This window comes from Pseudomonas sp. RIT-PI-AD (assembly GCF_025642785.1).
In the GTDB taxonomy this organism is placed as follows: domain Bacteria; phylum Pseudomonadota; class Gammaproteobacteria; order Pseudomonadales; family Pseudomonadaceae; genus Pseudomonas_T.
The window spans coordinates 66,943-83,971 of the sequence record NZ_JANZKU010000002.1 but is presented as its reverse complement, the minus strand read 5'-3'; the positions used below and the strand labels follow the sequence as shown (position 1 = coordinate 83,971).

Genomic DNA, 17,029 nt, shown 5'->3' with positions numbered 1-17,029 from the left:
GCGGCGCTGAAGCATGCACCTGCTGCGCACCCAGCCGGGTGGCTTCGTGCCGGACGACGGCATCGCTCACCTGGCCCAGACCCCCGCCGAACTGGTGGTGCTCTGTAGCGGCGATTCGCACCTGTCGCTGCTCGCCGAGGCCGCGCGGGACCTGCCGGACGACTATCCGAGCCTGCGCCTGGCCAACCCCGGCCAGTTGCGCAACCACGCCTCGGTGGACCTGTACGTGGAAGAGGTGTTGCAGCATGCGCGGGTGATCATGCTGTCCCTGCATGGCGGTATCGGTTACTGGCGCTACGGCATCGAACGTCTGGTGGAGCTCGGCTGGCGCGGTGTGCAACTGATCCTGGTGCCGGGCGACGACCGGCCCGACCCTGAGCTGAGCGCCCTGGGCACGGTGCCGGCCGGGGACGCCGAACGGGCCTGGCAGTTCCTGCGCCAGGGCGGCCTGGACAATGCCCGCCAGTTCTACCGATTCCTCGCCACGCGCTGGCTCGGCCGCGACTATCCCTGGGAGGCCCCGCGGGCCTTGCCCCGGGTGGCGCTCTACCACCCGGAGATCGCGCGACCGACCTTGGAGGCCTGGCGTCGCCAATGGGCGGCGGAGCGGCCGGTGGTGGCCTTGCTGTTCTACCGTACCCACCTGCAGGCGGCGAACACCGCTTTCATCGACGCATTCTGCGTCCAGTTGCAGGCCCAGGGGCTCGACCCTCTGCCCATCGCCGTCGCCAGCCTCAAGGAAGCGGCCTGCCTGGCGGAGGTGGAAGCGCTGCTCGACGAGGCGCAGGCCGCGCTGATCGTCAATACCACCGGGTTCGCCCAGTCCAGTCCGGAAGCGCCGGGGCGCTCGCCGTTCCGGCGTCCGGTGCCGGTGTTGCAAGCCATCTGCGCTCTGGACAACCGTCAGGTCTGGCTGGATAACGCCCAGGGCCTGGGTGCCCGGGACCTGGCGATGCACATCGCCCTGCCCGAACTCGACGGGCGCATCGTCACCCGTCCGGTGAGTTTCAAGGACCTCGCCTGGCGCAGCGAGCGCAGCCAGAGCGACGTGGTCTGCTACCGGGCCGATACCGGCCGGATGGCCTTCGTCGCCGAATTGGCGTGGCGCTGGTGTCGCCTGGCGCGGCTGCCGAACGCCGACAAACGGGTGGCCTTGGTGCTGGCCAACTACCCGACCCGCGACGGCCGCATCGGCAATGGCGTCGGCCTGGACACGCCGGCCGCCGCGCTGAACATCCTGCGCGCGCTGCGCGACCGGGGCTATCCGGTCGAAGGCCTGCCGGAGAACGGCACCGCGCTGATCCAGGAGCTGCTCGGCGGCGTGAGCAACGACCTCGACAGCCTCGATCAGCGTCCGGCCCGGCAGAGCCTGGCAATGGCCGAGTATCGCGAGCATTTCCAGCGCCTGCCCGAGGCCAATCGCCTGGCGGTGCAGGCACGCTGGGGCGAGCCGGAGGCCGACCCGATGTGCCGTGGCGGACGGATGATGGTCGCCGGGCTGCGCTTCGGCCTGACCTTCGTCGGTATCCAGCCGGCCCGTGGCTACCAGCTCGACCCCAGCGCCATCTACCATGACCCGGCCCTGGTGCCGCCTCACGGCTACCTGGCCTTCTACTTCTGGCTGCGGCAGGTGTTCGCCATGGACGCGGTGGTGCACGTCGGCAAGCATGGCAACCTGGAGTGGTTGCCGGGCAAGGGCGTCGGCCTCTCGGAAGGCTGCTGGCCCGATGCCGTGCTCGGGCCCTGGCCGAACATCTACCCGTTCATCGTCAACGACCCGGGGGAGGGCGCCCAGGCCAAGCGGCGTACTCAGGCGGTGATCGTCGATCACCTGATGCCGCCGCTGACCCGCGCGGAAAGCTATGGCCCGCTGCGCGACCTCGAACGCCTCGCCGACGAGTACTACGACGCCTGCCTGCTCGACCCACGCCGGGCCGAACGGCTGCGCGGGGAGATTCTGGCCCTGGTGCGCGAGACCCACCTGGATCGCGAGCTGGGCCTCCAGCTCAGCGAGGATCCGGATAGCTGGCTTCCGCAACTGGATACCTACCTCTGCGACCTCAAGGAGTCGCAGATCCGCGACGGCCTGCACATCTTCGGCGAATCGCCGGAGGGGACGTTGCGCGACGACACCCTGTTGGCCCTGGTGCGCATTCCCCGGGCCGATGGCCGGGGCGGCAACGCCAGCCTGCTGCGCGCCCTGGCCGACGACCTGGCGCTGGGCTTCGATCCCCTGGATTGCGAGATGGCCGAACCCTGGCAGGGGCCGCGTCCCGCCGTGTTGCATGCGCTGGATGACAGCGCCTGGCGCAGTGCCGGCGACACCCGCGAGCGCCTGGAAAAGCTGGCTTTGGCGCTGATCCGCGGCGACGGCCAGGCCGAGCCGGGCTGGACCGCCAGCGCGGCGGTACTGAGGCAGGTATGCGAGCGTGTGGCCCCGGCCCTGGACGCGTGCGGCGCTGCGGAGATCGCCGGCGTGCTACAGGCTTTGGAGGGACACTTCATCCCGGCCGGCCCCAGTGGCGCGCCCAGCCGCGGGCGCCTGGATGTACTGCCCACCGGGCGTAACTTCTATTCGGTGGACGTGCGCAACCTGCCGACCCCCACCGCCTGGAGCCTCGGCTTGCAGTCGGCGCGCCTGCTCCTGGAGCGCCACCTGCAGGACCACGGCGAACCCCTGCGTCAGCTCGGCCTGTCGGTATGGGGCACCGCCACCATGCGCAGCGGCGGCGACGACATCGCCCAGGCCATGGCGCTGCTGGGCGTGCGGCCGGTCTGGCAGGCCGGCAGCCAGCGGGTGGAGGATTTCGAAATCCTCCCGCCTGGCGCACTCGATCATCCGCGGGTGGACGTGACGCTGCGGGTCTCCGGATTCTTCCGCGATGCCTTCGCCAATCTGATCCGCCTGTTCGACGCGGCGGTGCAAGCGGTGGCCGAGCTGGACGAACCGGATGATTTCAACCCGCTGGCGGCCCGCGTGCGCAGCGAACGCGCGCGATTGCAGGCGCAAGGCGCGAGCGCGGACGACGCGCGGCGCCAGGCGGGATGGCGGATTTTCGGTGCCGCGCCGGGCGCCTATGGCGCCGGGGTGCAGGGGGTCATCGAAGAGCGCGCCTGGCAGAACCGCGCCGACCTCGCCGAGGCCTACCTGAACTGGGGCGGCTTCGCCTACGGCGCCGAGGACGCCGGCAGCCCGGCGCGGGCGGATTTCGCCCAACGGCTCGGGCTGCTCCAGGCTGTGGTGCAGAACCAGGACAACCGCGAGCACGACCTGCTCGACTCCAACGACTATTACCAGTTCCAGGGCGGCATGCTGGCGGCCGCCGAAACCCTGGGCGGCGCGCCGGTGGCCAGCTATCACGGCGACCATAGCCAGCCCGACCGGCCGCGTATCCGCACCCTCAAGGAGGAGCTGGGACGGGTGGTGCGGGCCCGCGCCGCCAACCCCAAGTGGATCGCCGGGATGAAGCGCCACGGCTACAAGGGCGCCTTCGAACTGGCAGCCACCGTGGACTACCTGTTCGCCTTCGACGCCACCAGCGAGTTGGTGGACGATCACCAGTACCAGTTGCTGGCCGATGCCTACCTGCTGGACGACGACACCCGCGCGTTCATCCAGCACCACAACCCGGACGCCTTGAGGGACATCGCCGAACGGCTTGTCGAGGCCCAGCAGCGCGGCCTCTGGGAGCAGCCCGGCGAGTACCGCGAGCGCCTGGAGAACCTGCTGCTGGACATCGAGGAGCAATGAACCTAACCGCGCCGGCCGCCCAAGCGTCGGGCGGCATCCAGCAGCAGCGCTTCGGTGGCTTCCCAACCCAGGCAGCCATCGGTGATCGACACGCCGTAGCGCAGGGGGCCGGAAAGCGGCTGGCAGCCGTCGAACAGATGGCTTTCCAGCATCGCCCCACGTAGCGACAGGTCGCCGGCCAGGCGCTGTTCCAGCAGACTGGCGAACACCTCCGGCTGGCGCAGCGGGTCCTTGCCGCTGTTGGCGTGGCTGCAATCGATCATGATCCGCGCCGGGACGCCCTGGCGCCGCAAGCCTTCGCGGGCCTCGCCCACGCTTCGCGCGTCGTGATTGGGGCCCTGGTGGCCGCCGCGCAACACCAGGTGGGTGTCCGGATTACCGGCGGTCGCCACCCGCGCCGGACGGCCCAGGGCGTCGATGCCGAAATGCCGATGCGGGCGGGCGGCCGAGCGCATGGCGTCGCAGGCGATGGCGATGCCGCCGTCGGTGCCGTTCTTGAAGCCCACCGGCAGGTCCAGGCCGCTGACCAGCTCGCGATGCACCTGGGATTCGCTGGTTCGCGCGCCGATGGCGGCCCAGCCGAGCAGGTCGTCGAAGTAACCCGCGGCCAGGGGTTGCAGCACCTCGCTGGCCAGCGGCAGGCCGCGCTCGAGGATTTGCAGCATCAGTCGGCGGGACAGCGCCAGGCCTTCGGTCAGGTCGTCGCTGCCGTCCAAGTGAGGGTCGTAGAGCAAACCTTTCCAGCCCACCGTCGTGCGGGGTTTCTCGACGTAAGCGCGCATTACCGGCAGCAGCCGGTCGGAAACCCGCTCCGCCAGGTCGGCCAGGCGTTCGGCGTATTCGAGGGCGGAATCGGGGTCATGCAGGGAGCAGGGGCCGACCACCACCAGCAGGCGCTCGTCGCGACCGTCGAGAATCGCGCGAATGGCCTGGCGATCGGTGCGAATCCGCGCGGCCAGGGCGGGGGATAGCGGAAGCCGCTGGCGAAGCTCGGCGGGGTTGGGCAGGGGCAGGGTGTCTCGATTCGACGCGGTGTGCGGCGGCTCTATCGGTTGTGCGGAAGCGGAGGACAGCAGAGGAGCGACGGAAGCGTTCATGAGGGATTCCCGCCGGCGCGCGGTGCGCGCCGGTCACTAACTAGGTGTTCGGTTCGAGGGTGAGCGGTCGGCGGTCGAGCGGCTAAATCGCCCGCTAGCGAAGGAACGGGGGTAATAGCGGCGGTAAGTGGTCATGCGATGCTCCTGGAAAATGCGCCGGGATTCGGCGCGAAAAAACAAAACCCCCGGTCGGGTAACCGACCGGGGGTTCGAAAACACTGGCGGCGACCCGGATGCTGGGGCGCCTGGGGGGTATCAGGCGCCGTGGCTAAACCAATACCCGAAGAACGGATAACCAAGCCCGGCCCCGACCCGCGCGCACGCCGGCACGTTGCATACGGCAACCGGGCGGGTGAAGGACGAATGGGAAGGGGCGTGCGGCATGGCGATCTCCGTGATGCCGACCAACTTACTGCATCGATTCGAGCCTTTCAATCACCGACCGCTATCGAGAAGGTGCCGAGCCCGGCGGCCTTCGCTACCATTCCCGTTTCGCCATACCCAGGACCCTCCATGTCGTCTATTCCGCATTTTCCCCTCGCCGCCGTGGTCGCTGCCGATGACCTGAAGCTGGCGCTCTGCCTCGCCGCCATCGATCCGGCCATCGGCGGGGTGCTCATCGAAGGGCCTCGCGGCATGGCCAAGTCGACCCTCGCGCGGGGCGTCGCGGACCTGCTGGAGCGGGGCGGCTTCGTCACCCTGCCGCTCGGCGCCAGCGAGGAGCGCATCGTCGGCACCCTGGATCTCGACGCGGCCCTGGGCGAAGGGCAGGTGCGCTTTTCCCCCGGCCTGTTGGCCAAGGCGCACGAGGGTGTGCTCTACGTCGACGAAGTGAACCTGCTACCGGACCACTTGGTGGACCTGCTGCTGGACGTGGCGGCCAGCGGCGTCAACCTGGTGGAGCGCGACGGCCTGTCCCATCGGCACCCGGCGCGTTTCGTGCTAATCGGTACCATGAACCCCGAGGAAGGCGAGCTGCGTCCCCAGTTGCTCGATCGCTTCGGCTTCAAGGTGAGCCTCGAGGGATCGCCCGTTCCGCCGGATCGCGCGGAAATTGTCCGGCGTCGCCTCGCATTCGATAGCGATCCCAACGCGTTCCTGGCCCTGTGGCAGGCGCGCCAGACTGAGTTGATCGCACGCTGTGCGCAGGCCCGTGCACGGCTGGCCGGGATCCCCCTCGACGACGCCAGCCTGGAAAGCATCGCCCAGCGTTGTTTCGACGCCGACGTGGAGGGGCTGCGCGCGGACCTGGTATGGCTGCGAGGCGCACGGGCCCATGCGGCCTGGCGCGGGGCCGAGCGCATGGCGCAGGAGGACCTGGACGCGGTGGAGGCTTTCGTCCTGGCCCATCGCGGCCAGCCCGGCGCGGATGGCGGCCAGGCGCTTGCGCCGCCGCCCCAGGCCACCGACCGGCCCTCGAAGGCCTCGACGGGCGAGGGCCAATGGGGCGAGTTGCCGGCGCAGCCGGTTGCGCCGGCCGCTCCCCGTGAGTTGCCCGCCTGGCTAAAAAAGACCTGAGCATCCGTTCCGCGCCCCTGGCCGGAGCGGATGCCAGACAACGACCCGGGGAGAACCAGGGCGGAACCCAGGGCGCGCGTTCCGGCGTAGGCCTGCGCGGCCGCATCGACTGGCCGGCGACCCTGGCCGGCGGTCGGCCCCGCCAGCGTTCCGACCTGATCCGGTCGCCGCGCCGTGCGGATTCCCCGGCGCTCTGGGTGGTGATCCTGGACGCCTCCGCCAGCACAGGTCGCCACGGCGCCCTCGGCCGAGCGAAGGCGCTGCTGAGCGGACTGTTCGAACAGGCATACCGCCAGCGGGTACGTCTCGCCGTGTTGCAGGCCGGTGGGCGGGACGCCCGCTGGTCCTGGCTGGACCGACCGGCGTCCGCCAGGCTGCAGGCTTGGCTGATCCGACTCGGCGCGGGCGGCGGCACACCCTTGGAGGACGCCCTGCGGCAGGCCCATGACTGGCTGGTGCGCCGCCAGCGTCAGAGGCCCACCGAACGCCAACGCCTGCTGATCTTCACCGACGGCCGCTTGCGGCACCTGCCCGCTCAACTGATCCCCTGTTGTCCGAGCCTGCTGATCGACATCGAAAGCGGGCCGATTCGGTTGGGACGCGGTCGACTTCTCGCAGAGCGGCTCGGCGCGGAATACCGGTCATTGGATTAGAAGGGCGACGCAGCGCACAGTGCACCGTTTCACAGAAGCGCAGCCGCCGTTTGACTGTGGAGAGGGGTTTGACCTTAATCGTCTTTCATCTCTACAGGGAAGAATTAGGGGAAACATTCCTTATCAAGACGGCAAAGTTATTTCCCCCTACCGCAGGCGCCTGGGGAAGCTGGCTATTACACCTATGGAACACCCATGTATGGAGCAAGCCCGTTCGCTCACCCGCGTTTATTGAACGTATTGCTGGAAGTCGAACTGCGATGGGCCGAGCTGGACGAACGTAAGTTCGGCGTAGGGAATATCAGTCTCGCCAATGGCGCCAAGTTTCCTTGTATCTTTCTCATCGCCGTGAGCTTGAAAGCGTTCATTTGGGATATTGATAAGCGGCCAGGCATTCGTACAGAACCGCTTATTGAGCAGTCGCTATTTTGCGACCGGCAAATCCGTAGGTTCAGGGTTGTTGTGTGGGTTGTAGTCTTTGATAAGCGCGCAAGCATAGCGGGCGCTGGCAGGCTCTTGACGATCATCGAATTCTTTCTGCGTGAAAAAACCAGTAATATACCAGCCCAATAGGTAGCTAGGGTATTGATCTGAATGCCCCAGCTCGATGGCATACAGGCGACACGCTTTGTTCTTTTGCTTTATCCGGTAAATAATACGATGGCCATAACCATTGTGTTCTTCTTCTGAGTTTGTGTAGCTCCTTATTTCACAGCTCAAAGCTTCCGAATGCCAAGATATATACTTTGAGCGAATGGTCAATACGCCGCCACAGCCGCGCCCTTGCCCGTGATAACGGCCTTCAAAAAGACTGGTGTTCGGCGCGTCGTCCTTGGGGGTAGCTGTCCCTGCAAAGCCCATTACGCCTATGAAAATTAGTGTAGTAGTGTTTCCTTTTGATATCGCCCAATGAAAAAGCTGTTTGAATACATTGCTAAGTATCATGGTTTTGGTTTTGGGGTTGTTCTTTAAGTTGAAATCCTTCATGAACTACACATCCATAACTTGCGCTATTGGCTTCATGGCGACTGTTGAATTCATTTGCAGTAAGGTAGTCGTTCGCATATCAGCCACCCACATAGTTCGGAAAGCACTCGTCATGAAGCAGCTAAAGGGCTTGCAAGCGACACACTTTATTCTTGTGTTTGATACGGTAGACAATGGATGATCATAGGCGTCATGCTCTTCCTCCATCGTGCCGTAGCTCATTACTTCACAATCAACACACCGCCGCAACCGCGGCCTTGACCATAATAACGGCCCTCGAAAAATTGGCGTTCAAACTATCGTTTCCGGCCAAGCTATAAGTATATCGGCCTAGTGCTAACACAAAAATAAATTTATGAGCAAACATTCTTTAAGCTCTTCATGAAAAAATCATGCATGCCTCACTGTGTTGGCTATAAGCTTTTTAAAAGCATGAGGGTCTGCATAGTTATTCTGTTGATCTGGCCAGGTCTGTTAAACGATTACGCATTACTAGATATTCTACATTGAGCAGACAGGTTGATGTTATTAATGGCTGAGACGCCGACCTACTCCGAAATCGGTAGATATCTAGGTTCAGGGTTGTTCTTGGAGTTGAAATCTTTTATGAGTACGCATGCATAGCTTGCGCTAGCGGGATCTTGGCGGTTCTCGAATGCCTTGGCTGTGAAGTAACCGCTCGTATACCAACCACCAACATAATTAGGGAAATATTTGTCGTGCCCAAGTTTTATGTCATGCAGGCGGCAGGCCTTGTTTTTGGCTTTTATGTGATAAATGATGTGGTGATGATAGTCATCGTGTTGTTCTTCAGAGGTGGTGTAGCTTGTTATTTCGCAATTAAGTGCATCCGAATGCCAGGAAATATTTTTTGCGCGGATGGTCAGTACCCCACCACATCCGCGTCCTTGCCCGTGGTAACGACCTTCGAAGAAGTCAGTTTCTAGGTTTTCACTGTGAGCAAAACCTGGAAGGCTAAAAAATAACAAGAAAAATATTTTTGAGGTTATAGGCATCTTAGATTCCTGTGCAAATGGCGTTAAAGAAAAATTCGAGTTTGTCTTTGTAAGTCGCATCTCCGTTGACATTATAGATGGATGCAATGAAATTGAAATCCAGCCGCTCCATTGAGTATAGACACGTTTTCTGATTGCTTGAACGTAGTAGAGTTTTTGCCCGGCTCTCAGTGCCTTAGGGTTGATCCCCGGATTGAGTGTGCGAAGGGTATCTACCGTGGTGCCGGCCGCCTTGGAAATTTTTTCAAGATTGGAGTATTCGTGCGTGATGGTGAATTCACGCACCTGGCCTTCTTCCCTTAAGGTTAGGGTAGCGAAAGTGCAGGCTCTCATTAATAGATAGGCGGTGCCCGCTATTATATTTTCTCTTGGGCGTGTTCTGATGCTGTCATGGCTTATATAGCGATATTCCCCGGGGAGAATAAGTTTCATATTTTCGCCCGTGAATTTATCTTTGCTTAAAACGTCATTTATACCAAGATTGCCAGGGTTGCCAATTTGCATGGGTCTTGTGTTCCAAGCATCTTGCCATGCAGCGGGACCCGTCTCTGTATATAAGAGCGCACGTAATAGTCTGCTGTCTATGTAAGGGATAACAAAAAGCCCCGCCTCGCAAATACCTGGACCCTGGAAATGCCTGTTATAGGTGGCTGCTATATCATTGACAATGTTGTCGTATTTTTTTCAATCGGCTTGGCTGCGTAAAGACGCTTCCATACCGCTTTTCCAAAGAGAAAATTGTGGGGCGCTTAAAGAATATTTGTATTGAGTAACTCGCGTCGGTCTACGTGGATAAGTCTGTATGTCAGCGATTGTTTGCATAGGTCCTCCCTGGGAGCAGGGATTCTAGCTTTTATGTGGAATCAGGGCTGTGAGGACACGCACAGTCATGCCTGCAATGCGCCCCAGAGACTCTCCATATCCTCGAACGTCCGGTCGGCGAGGGGCAAAGGAGGACGAGCCAGCATCAGCACCGGCCGCCCCAATTCCCGCGCCACCTGGAGTTTGGGTTCGGTCGAGGCGCCGCCGCTGTTCTTGCTGATCAACACGTCGAAATCGCCGTGCTGGAATAGCACGCGTTCGGCGTCCAGCTCGAAGGGACCGCGATCGCCCAGGACGCGGTAGCGAGGGCCTGGAGGCTGGCCCTGGAGGCAGCGGATGGTCCAATACTGGTGGCCGGGAATGCCGTCCAGATGCGCGAGGGGTTCGCGGCCCAGGGTGAAGAAGGGACGCTGGAACGCGTCTAGCGCGTCGATCAATTCGGCCCAGTCCGCGATGTCCCGCCAATCGTCGCCTTCGCGGGCGTGCCAGGCCGGGCGCCGCAAGGCCCACAGCGGCACGCCCGTGACCTGCGCGGCTTGGGCCGCGTTGGCGCTGATACGGGCGGCGTAGGGGTGGGTCAGGTCCAGCAGCAGGTCGATGCCGGCCTGTCGCAGGAACCCTGCGAGTCCCTCGGCACCGCCGAAACCGCCGACCCGGATCTCGCAGGCGAGGTCGTCGGGCACCCGGCCGAGACCCGCCAGGCTGTAGAGGTGTCCGGGGCCCAGGCGGTGGGCGAGGCGCAGGGCGTCGCCGGTTCCACCGAGCAGCAGGATGCGCCGGCTCATCTGCTGGCCTGCGTGCCGATGGAGCCGGGCCGCGCCAGGGCGAGCGTCTCCAGGCGTCTCGGGCTCGGTCCGCATGGCTTCGCTAGAAGACCGTGCGCCGGAGTCCGTTGCCCTCTTGGCCTGGCTTCGAGCCCGCTGCCCTCCAGCGCAAGGCCCGCCCTGGACCGGCGAGGGCCCATGCCGTGGGCGGGACCGATGAACGCCGGGCCTTCGAAGGATTTTCCGAGCCTGCCGCTGGCTACCGCCGAAGGTGCCGTGCCGAGGTCGCTACTCATGGGGACTCCACGGCTTGGTCGCTTCCAGCAGGGTGATCGGCAGCGCCTGACGCCAGGTGTCGAAGTCGCCCAGCGGGCGGGCCTGGGCGAGGGCGATGCGGCTCAGTTCGCCGCCATGGCGTTCGCGCCAGGCGACCAGGCGCGCCTCGCTCTGCAAGGTCACTGCGTTGGCCACCAGGCGGCCGCCGGGCTTGAGGCGCTCCCAGCACCTTTCCAGCACGCCGGGAAGGCTGACGCCGCCCCCGATGAACACCGCGTCCGGCGCCGGCAGGTCGGCCAGTGCCTCCGGCGCGTGGCCGGCCACCAAGCGAAGGTCCGGCACGCCGAGGGCGTCGCGGTTGTGCAGGATGAGCGCCTGCCGCTCGCTGTTCGCCTCGATGGCCAGGGCGCGGCAAGCGGGATGGCTGCGCATCCATTCGATACCGATGGAGCCGCAACCGGCGCCCACGTCCCAGAGCAGCTCGCCCGGGGCCGGCGCCAGCCGCGCCAGGGTGATCGCGCGCACGTCGCGCTTGGTCAATTGCCCGTCGTGGCGATAGGCGGAGTCGGGCAGCCCGGGGCCGAGGGGCAAGCGCGGAACCTGCGCGCCCGCCAGGCACTCCACCGCCAGTACGTTGAGCGCCGCGACCTGTACTTCGCCCCAGGTTTCGGCTCGCCCGTCCAGGCGCCGCTCGCGTTCGCCCCCCAGGTGTTCGAGTACGCTCAGTCGGCTCGGTCCGTAGCCCCGCGCCGTCAGCAGGCCGGCTACGGCGGCCGGGCTGTGGCCGTCGCTGCTGAGGATCAGCAGGCGGGCGCCGTCATGCAGGCGCGGATGCAGGGCCTGTAAGGGACGACCGACCAGGGACAGGGTGCTCACGTCCTGGAGCGCCCAGCCGAGCCGGGCGGCGGCCAGGGCGCAGGAGGAGGGCGCCGACAGCACGCGCATTTCCGCCGCGGGCAATTGCGCCGCCAGGCTGGCGCCGACGCCGTAGAACATCGGGTCGCCGCTGGCCAGCACGCAGACTCCCGCTTCGCCGCGGCGCTGCAAAACCGGCGTCAATGCGAAAGGTCGGGGCCAGGGCAAGCGCTGCGCAGCGATGCAGCGCGGCAGCAGGGCCAGGTGCCGCTCGCCGCCGATTACCACCCGCGCCTCGCGCAAGGCGCGGCGGGCGGCCTTGCCGAGCCCGCCATAGCCGTCTTCGCCGATCCCCACCACCGTCAACCAGGGCGCCATCCGCCTCTCCTCGATTCGCCTGTAGCGCTCCACCGGGCCGCTAAGCTTTTCCCGGCGTGCGACAAAGCGGGCATAATACCCGTTCGCCGGTGCCCTTCGGGGCCGCGTATCCGTCCGCTCGGCAAGGCCGGCGGCCGCCTCTCGGGAGGTGGCGGGATGCGCGAGGGAACACGGGATCGAGCCGTGGCTGCCCCCGCAACTGTAAGCAGCGAGTCCATGCGCAATCCGCCACTGGCCGGTCCGGGAAGGCGCGCACGGGCGACGACCTGCGAGCCAGGAGACCTGCCGGCGAACAGGGTCGCATGTACCAACATCGGGCGGGGTGTACCGATGCCGACGGGGTTCCCCACGGGGCCCTGCCCGGTCCGGTCGGCGCGCTAACCAACCGGACAGGCCTTTGAACGAACAGACCCCTACCGCTCGCCGTTTTCCCGCCCCGCGTCCCTCGGCGTGCCCCGGCCTGCTGCGCATCGTTCCGGCGCGGGATGGCGGCATCTGCCGGGTACGCCTGGCGGGTGGCCGGCTGCCGGCGCCCCAGGCGCGGGCTCTCGCGGAAGCGGCCCTGGCCTGTGCCAGCGGCACGCTGGAACTGACCAACCGGGCCAACCTGCAAATCCGCGGCGTGCGTGCCGAGCATGCCGACGAATTGATCGCCCGCCTGCTGGACGCCGGCCTCGGGCCGCGGGTGGCCGGCGCCGACGACGTGCGCAATCTGCTGCTCAGCCCGGCCGCGGGCCTCGACCCGACGGCCTGCCTTGACGTCCGCCCACTGGCCGAGCGCCTGCTCGCCTGCGTGCAGGCCCACCCGCGCTTCCATGGTCTTTCGCCGAAGTTCGCATTGTCCCTGGACGGCGGCGAGGGCATGGCGATGCTTGAGCATCCCCACGACATCTGGTTCGCCGCGATCCCCGGCCACGACGACCAACCGTTGTTGGCCTTCGGCCTCGCCGGCTGCGTACCGGTGTCGGCGGAAGCGCCCGCCGCCCTCGCGGCACTGCCGGTGACGGAAGCCGAGACGCTGCTGGTGGCCTTGCTGGACCTGTTCCTTGAGCGAGCCGACGCCCAGCGCACGCGCATGCGCCATGTGTTGGAGGATTGGTCGCCGGACGCGTTGCTGGAGGCGCTGCGGGCGCGCCTGCCTTTTCCGCTGATGCGGGGCGGGTGGTTGAACGCCTGGCGCCGCGTGCCCGCCGCCGTGGACGCCCATATCGGCGTGCGCCCGCAACGCCAGCCGGGGCTGCATACCGTCGGCGGCGTGGCGGACCTGGGGCGCCTGCGGGCCGAGTGCCTGCTGGGCCTGGCCGACCTGGCCGAGGCCCTCGGCGATGGCAGCCTGCACCTGACGCCCTGGCAGAGCCTGCTGTTGCCCAATGTGCCGGAGGCGCGCGCCTTGGGAGTCCTCCAAACCATGACCGGGTTGGGGCTGGCGTGCGCCAAAGGCGAGCCCGCGACCCGGCTGATCGCTTGCAGCGGCTCGGTGGATTGCGCCCGCGGCCTGGCCGACAGCAAGGCCGACGCGCGTCGGCTGGCGCAGCTCTGGCCCGCCGGACGACCGCTGCCAGGCGTACACCTGAGCGCCTGCCCGCGCGCCTGCGCCGCCGCCCACGTGGCGCCTTTCACGCTGCTGGCGGTCGCCGCCGGACGCTATGACCTGTTCCGCCGCGTCGCCGGCCAGCCGGGCTTCGGTCAGGCGCTGGCGCGTAGCCTGAGTATCGAAGAGGCCGCCCTCGGGCTGGCCGAGTCCACGGAGTCGCCCCGATGATCGATTACATTCGCGACGGCCAGGCGATCTATCGCCAGTCGTTTTCCATCATTCGCGCCGAAGCCCGGTTGGACGACGTTCCCGCCGACCTGGAAAAGCTTGCGGTGCGGGTGATCCACGCCTGCGGCATGGTGGACGTGGTGGACGACTTGTTGTTCTCGCCAGGTGCCGGGGCGGCCGGGCGCGCGGCGCTGGCGGCCGGCGCGCCGATCCTCTGCGATGCGCGGATGGTCGCCGAAGGCATCACCCGGGCGCGCCTGCCCGCGGATAACCCGGTGGTCTGCACCCTGCACGATCCGGGCATCGCCGAGCTGGCGATGGAATGCGGCAATACCCGCTCGGCGGTGGCCCTGGAGCGTTGGCGCGAGCACCTGGCGGGCAGCCTGGTGGTGATCGGCAATGCGCCGACCGCGCTCTTCTATCTATTGGAAATGCTCGACGCCGGCGCGGCGCGGCCGGCGTTGATCCTCGGCTTTCCGGTGGGCTTCGTCGGCGCCGCCGAGTCCAAGGCCATGCTGGCCGCCGACAGCCGTGGCGTGCCCTTCGTCACCGTCCGTGGCCGCCGGGGCGGCAGCGCGATGGCGGCCGCGGCGGTCAACGCCCTGGCCTCGGAGCGCGAATGATGGCGTCCCGCGGCCGCCTGATCGGCCTGGGCGTCGGCCCCGGCGATCCCGAACTGATCACCTTGAAAGCGCTGCGCCTGCTGCAAGCCGCGCCGGTGGTGGCCTATTTCGTCGCCCGCGGCAAGCGCGGCAACGCCTTCGGCATCGTCGAGGCGCATTTGCGCGAGGCCCAGGCGCGCCTGCCGCTGGTCTACCCGGTGACCACCGAGGCCCTGGAACCGCCGCTGTGCTACGAGCGGATCATCGCCGACTTCTACGACACCGCCGCCCTGGCGATCGCCGAGCATCTCGATGGCGGCCGCGACGTGGCGGTGATCTGCGAGGGCGATCCCTTCTTCTACGGTTCCTACATGTACCTGCATGACCGCCTGGCCGGCCGCTACCCGGCGGAGGTGGTTCCCGGTGTCTGCTCCATGCTGGGCAGCGCGGCGGTGCTCGGGGCGCCGCTGGTGTATCGCAACCAAAGCCTGTCGGTGCTCTCCGGCGTGTTGCCGGAGGCGGAGCTGCGCGAGCGACTGGGGCGCGCGGAGGCGGCGGTGGTGATGAAGCTGGGGCGCAATTTCGCCAAGGTGCGCGGGGTGCTCGCCGAGCTGGGCCTGGCGGAGCGCGCGCTGTATGTCGAGCGCGCGACCATGGTCAATCAGCGCATTCTTCCCCTGGACGAGGTCGACCCCATGGCCTCGCCTTATTTTTCGATGATCGTGATACCCGGCGAACGGTGGCAAGGCTGATGCAACGAGACTCCAGGGCGTTTCCGCCACCGGCGATCATTCTGCTTGGCCAGGCTGGCCTGGCGACCGCGCGGCGTCTCCAGGCGGCGGTGCCGGGCGCACGGGTCCTCGGGCTTTCGGGGCGGGTGGAGGGGGCCGACCTGGGCTACGCCGAATTCGGCGAGACCCTGCGCGGGCTGTACCTGGAGGCGACGCCGATCATCGCCCTGTGCGCCGCCGGCATCGTCATCCGCACCCTGGCCCCGTTGCTCGAACGCAAGGGCGCCGAGCCGCCGGTGCTGGCGGTGGCCGAGGACGGCAGCGCGGTGGTGCCGCTGCTGGGCGGGCTCGGCGGCGTCAACGAGCTGGCCCGCACCCTGGCGTCCGCCCTCGCGGTGGCGCCGGCGATCACCACCAGCGGCGAACTGCGCTTCGGCACCTGCCTGCTGAACCCTCCCGCCGGGTACGCCCTGGCCGACCTGGAGCAAGGCAAGCGGTTCGTCGCCGACCTGCTCGGCGGCGCGAGCGTTCGCATCGAGGGCCAGGCGCCTTGGCTGGAGGCGGCGCAACTGCCGGTGGCCGAGGCGGCGTCGCGGACCATCCGGGTCACGCCCCGGCTGCGCGATGGCCGTCGCGACGAACTCTTGATCCACCCCCGCACGGTGGTGGCCCGGGTGTCGCCCCCGATCGCCGCCGATCAGGTCCGGCGGGCGCTGGCCGAGGCCGGACTCGCGCTTGCGGCGCTGGCGTGCCTGGTCGCCGCCCCCGCGCAGGCGAACGTTCCCGCGCTGGAATGGGCGGCCGGCGAGCTGGCCGTTCCGCTGCGTTTCCTCGCCGACGATCAAGCCTTGCCGCCATTGGTCCATGCAACCCCCGAGGTGCGCCTGTACCTGAGCGACCAACCGGTCGACCCTTTCGGCATCGGTCGGGCCCGTGGGCGCTTGACGGTGATCGGGTTGGGGCCGGGCGCCGCCGGGCTCATGGTGCCGGCGGCGCGCCGTGCGCTGGACGAAGCCGAGGATCTGCTCGGCTACGAGACCTACGTGAAGATGGCCGGGCCTTTCCGCCCCGGGCAGAGGCTGCATGGCAGCGACAATCGCGAGGAACTGGCACGGGCCCGGCATGCCTTCGAAATCGCCGCCGAAGGCCGCAGGGTGGTGGTGATTTCCTCGGGCGATCCCGGTGTGTTCGCCATGGCCAGCGCGGTGCTCGAAGCGCTCCACGGAAGCCGCGACCCGCGCTGGCACGCGGTGGACCTGCGCATCCTCCCCGGCGTATCGGCCGCCCTGGCCACGGCCGCCCGCGCCGGCGCGCCGCTGGGCCATGACTTCTGCGTGATGTCGCTGTCGGACAACCTCAAGCCCTGGGCGGTGATCGAAACACGCCTGGCACATGCGGCCGCGGCGGATCTGGTGCTGGCCTTCTACAACCCCATTTCCAAGGCGCGCCCCTGGCAACTGGGGCGGGCGCTGGAGATCCTCCGGTGCCATCGCGACGACGACACGCGGGTAGTGCTCGGCCGCGACGTCGGGCGCCCCGGGGAAACCCTCACCGCCACTCGCCTGGGTGCATTACGCCCGGAGCAGGTGGACATGCGCACCCTGGTGATCGTCGGCTCCTCGACGACCACGGGGTTCGCGCGGGACGGCGGCGGCGAGTGGATCTATACGCCGCGCTGGTATCCCACGGCTCCCGGCTAGTGTCTCGCGGCGCCCCGTGGAGCGGATCGGCCGGCCGCCGCCCGGAAGTCCCCGGCGGCGCTGGAGATGCACGGCTAAAAGCAGGCGAACCGCCACACTTCATCTAGGATCAAGGAA

At 66.8% G+C, this 17,029-nt stretch carries 12 protein-coding genes and 1 riboswitch; of the genes, 7 read left to right on the top strand and 5 right to left on the bottom strand.

What is annotated here, in order from left to right; genetic code table 11:
* Positions 1 to 13: 13 nt before the first annotated feature.
* Positions 14 to 3,751, top strand: coding sequence for a cobaltochelatase subunit CobN (cobN, locus tag OGL92_RS02200; RefSeq protein WP_263139773.1), 3,738 nt, complete (start codon positions 14 to 16; stop codon positions 3,749 to 3,751).
* A gap of 2 nt (positions 3,752 to 3,753) precedes the next feature.
* On the opposite strand, the gene OGL92_RS02195 is transcribed toward cobN, so the two are convergent.
* Positions 3,754 to 4,848, bottom strand: coding sequence for a 3-deoxy-7-phosphoheptulonate synthase (locus OGL92_RS02195; RefSeq protein WP_263139771.1), 1,095 nt, complete (start codon positions 4,846 to 4,848; stop codon positions 3,754 to 3,756).
* 513 nt (positions 4,849 to 5,361) lie between these two features.
* Between OGL92_RS02195 and OGL92_RS02190 the strand changes: the two genes are divergently transcribed.
* Together OGL92_RS02190 and OGL92_RS02185 are read left to right on the top strand one after the other, a co-directional pair.
* Positions 5,362 to 6,366 carry an AAA family ATPase gene (locus OGL92_RS02190; protein ID WP_263139769.1) on the top strand — a complete coding sequence of 335 codons (1,005 nt, stop codon included), beginning with the start codon at positions 5,362 to 5,364 and terminating at the stop codon, positions 6,364 to 6,366.
* Entirely contained in the window at positions 6,348 to 7,019 is a 672-nt protein-coding gene (locus OGL92_RS02185; protein ID WP_263140260.1) for a VWA domain-containing protein, read from the top strand. The genes OGL92_RS02190 and OGL92_RS02185 overlap by 19 nt, the downstream gene beginning before the upstream one ends.
* 423 nt (positions 7,020 to 7,442) lie before the next feature.
* Here the strand turns inward: OGL92_RS02185 and OGL92_RS02180 are convergent, their stop codons facing one another.
* The 4 genes from OGL92_RS02180 to cbiE all read right to left on the bottom strand — a co-directional run bounded on the left by OGL92_RS02180 (position 7,443) and on the right by cbiE (position 12,117).
* The gene (locus tag OGL92_RS02180; protein ID WP_263139768.1) at positions 7,443 to 8,006 is read right to left on the bottom strand and encodes a hypothetical protein; all 564 of its coding nucleotides are present in this window, start codon (positions 8,004 to 8,006) and stop codon (positions 7,443 to 7,445) included.
* Positions 8,007 to 8,554: 548 nt separating this feature from the next.
* The gene (locus OGL92_RS02175) at positions 8,555 to 9,526 is read right to left on the bottom strand and encodes a LysM domain-containing protein (RefSeq protein ID WP_263139767.1); all 972 of its coding nucleotides are present in this window, start codon (positions 9,524 to 9,526) and stop codon (positions 8,555 to 8,557) included.
* A gap of 383 nt (positions 9,527 to 9,909) precedes the next feature.
* Positions 9,910 to 10,629 carry a cobalt-precorrin-6A reductase gene (locus OGL92_RS02170; RefSeq protein WP_263139765.1) on the bottom strand — a complete coding sequence of 240 codons (720 nt, stop codon included), beginning with the start codon at positions 10,627 to 10,629 and terminating at the stop codon, positions 9,910 to 9,912.
* A gap of 267 nt (positions 10,630 to 10,896) precedes the next feature.
* Positions 10,897 to 12,117: a precorrin-6y C5,15-methyltransferase (decarboxylating) subunit CbiE gene (gene cbiE, locus OGL92_RS02165; RefSeq protein WP_263139763.1), complete on the bottom strand. Its 1,221-nt coding sequence runs from the start codon at positions 12,115 to 12,117 to the stop codon at positions 10,897 to 10,899.
* Between the two features lie 163 nt (positions 12,118 to 12,280).
* Positions 12,281 to 12,401, top strand: a riboswitch (cobalamin riboswitch).
* 113 nt (positions 12,402 to 12,514) lie between these two features.
* On the opposite strand from cbiE, the gene cobG reads away from it, so the two are divergent.
* From cobG to cobJ, 4 genes are read left to right on the top strand one after another with little or no spacing between them, the layout of a single operon-like run.
* Entirely contained in the window at positions 12,515 to 13,879 is a 1,365-nt protein-coding gene (cobG, locus tag OGL92_RS02160; RefSeq protein ID WP_263139761.1) for a precorrin-3B synthase, read from the top strand.
* The gene (locus tag OGL92_RS02155) at positions 13,876 to 14,502 is read left to right on the top strand and encodes a precorrin-8X methylmutase (protein WP_263139760.1); all 627 of its coding nucleotides are present in this window, start codon (positions 13,876 to 13,878) and stop codon (positions 14,500 to 14,502) included. The genes cobG and OGL92_RS02155 overlap by 4 nt, the downstream gene beginning before the upstream one ends.
* Positions 14,499 to 15,233, top strand: a complete 735-nt coding sequence (locus OGL92_RS02150; protein ID WP_263139758.1) for a precorrin-2 C(20)-methyltransferase — start codon at positions 14,499 to 14,501, stop codon at positions 15,231 to 15,233. The genes OGL92_RS02155 and OGL92_RS02150 overlap by 4 nt, the downstream gene beginning before the upstream one ends.
* On the top strand, positions 15,233 to 16,912 hold the full coding sequence (gene cobJ / locus OGL92_RS02145) for a precorrin-3B C(17)-methyltransferase (protein WP_263139754.1): 1,680 nt from the start codon (positions 15,233 to 15,235) through the stop codon (positions 16,910 to 16,912). The genes OGL92_RS02150 and cobJ overlap by 1 nt, the downstream gene beginning before the upstream one ends.
* The last annotated feature ends 117 nt before the right edge of the window (positions 16,913 to 17,029 follow it).

What these genes read in the sequence shown, in the direction of transcription:
- cobN (WP_263139773.1), top strand. Translation starts at nt 14, where the DNA reads ATGCACCTGCTGCGCACCCAGCCGGGTGGCTTCGTGCCGGACGACGGC.
- OGL92_RS02195 (WP_263139771.1), bottom strand. Translation starts at nt 4,848, where the DNA reads ATGAACGCTTCCGTCGCTCCTCTGCTGTCCTCCGCTTCCGCACAACCG.
- OGL92_RS02190 (WP_263139769.1), top strand. Translation starts at nt 5,362, where the DNA reads ATGTCGTCTATTCCGCATTTTCCCCTCGCCGCCGTGGTCGCTGCCGAT.
- OGL92_RS02180 (WP_263139768.1), bottom strand. Translation starts at nt 8,006, where the DNA reads ATGAAGGATTTCAACTTAAAGAACAACCCCAAAACCAAAACCATGATA.
- OGL92_RS02175 (WP_263139767.1), bottom strand. Translation starts at nt 9,526, where the DNA reads ATGCAAATTGGCAACCCTGGCAATCTTGGTATAAATGACGTTTTAAGC.
- OGL92_RS02170 (WP_263139765.1), bottom strand. Translation starts at nt 10,629, where the DNA reads ATGAGCCGGCGCATCCTGCTGCTCGGTGGAACCGGCGACGCCCTGCGC.
- cbiE (WP_263139763.1), bottom strand. Translation starts at nt 12,117, where the DNA reads ATGGCGCCCTGGTTGACGGTGGTGGGGATCGGCGAAGACGGCTATGGC.
- OGL92_RS02155 (WP_263139760.1), top strand. Translation starts at nt 13,876, where the DNA reads ATGATCGATTACATTCGCGACGGCCAGGCGATCTATCGCCAGTCGTTT.
- OGL92_RS02150 (WP_263139758.1), top strand. Translation starts at nt 14,499, where the DNA reads ATGATGGCGTCCCGCGGCCGCCTGATCGGCCTGGGCGTCGGCCCCGGC.
- cobJ (WP_263139754.1), top strand. Translation starts at nt 15,233, where the DNA reads ATGCAACGAGACTCCAGGGCGTTTCCGCCACCGGCGATCATTCTGCTT.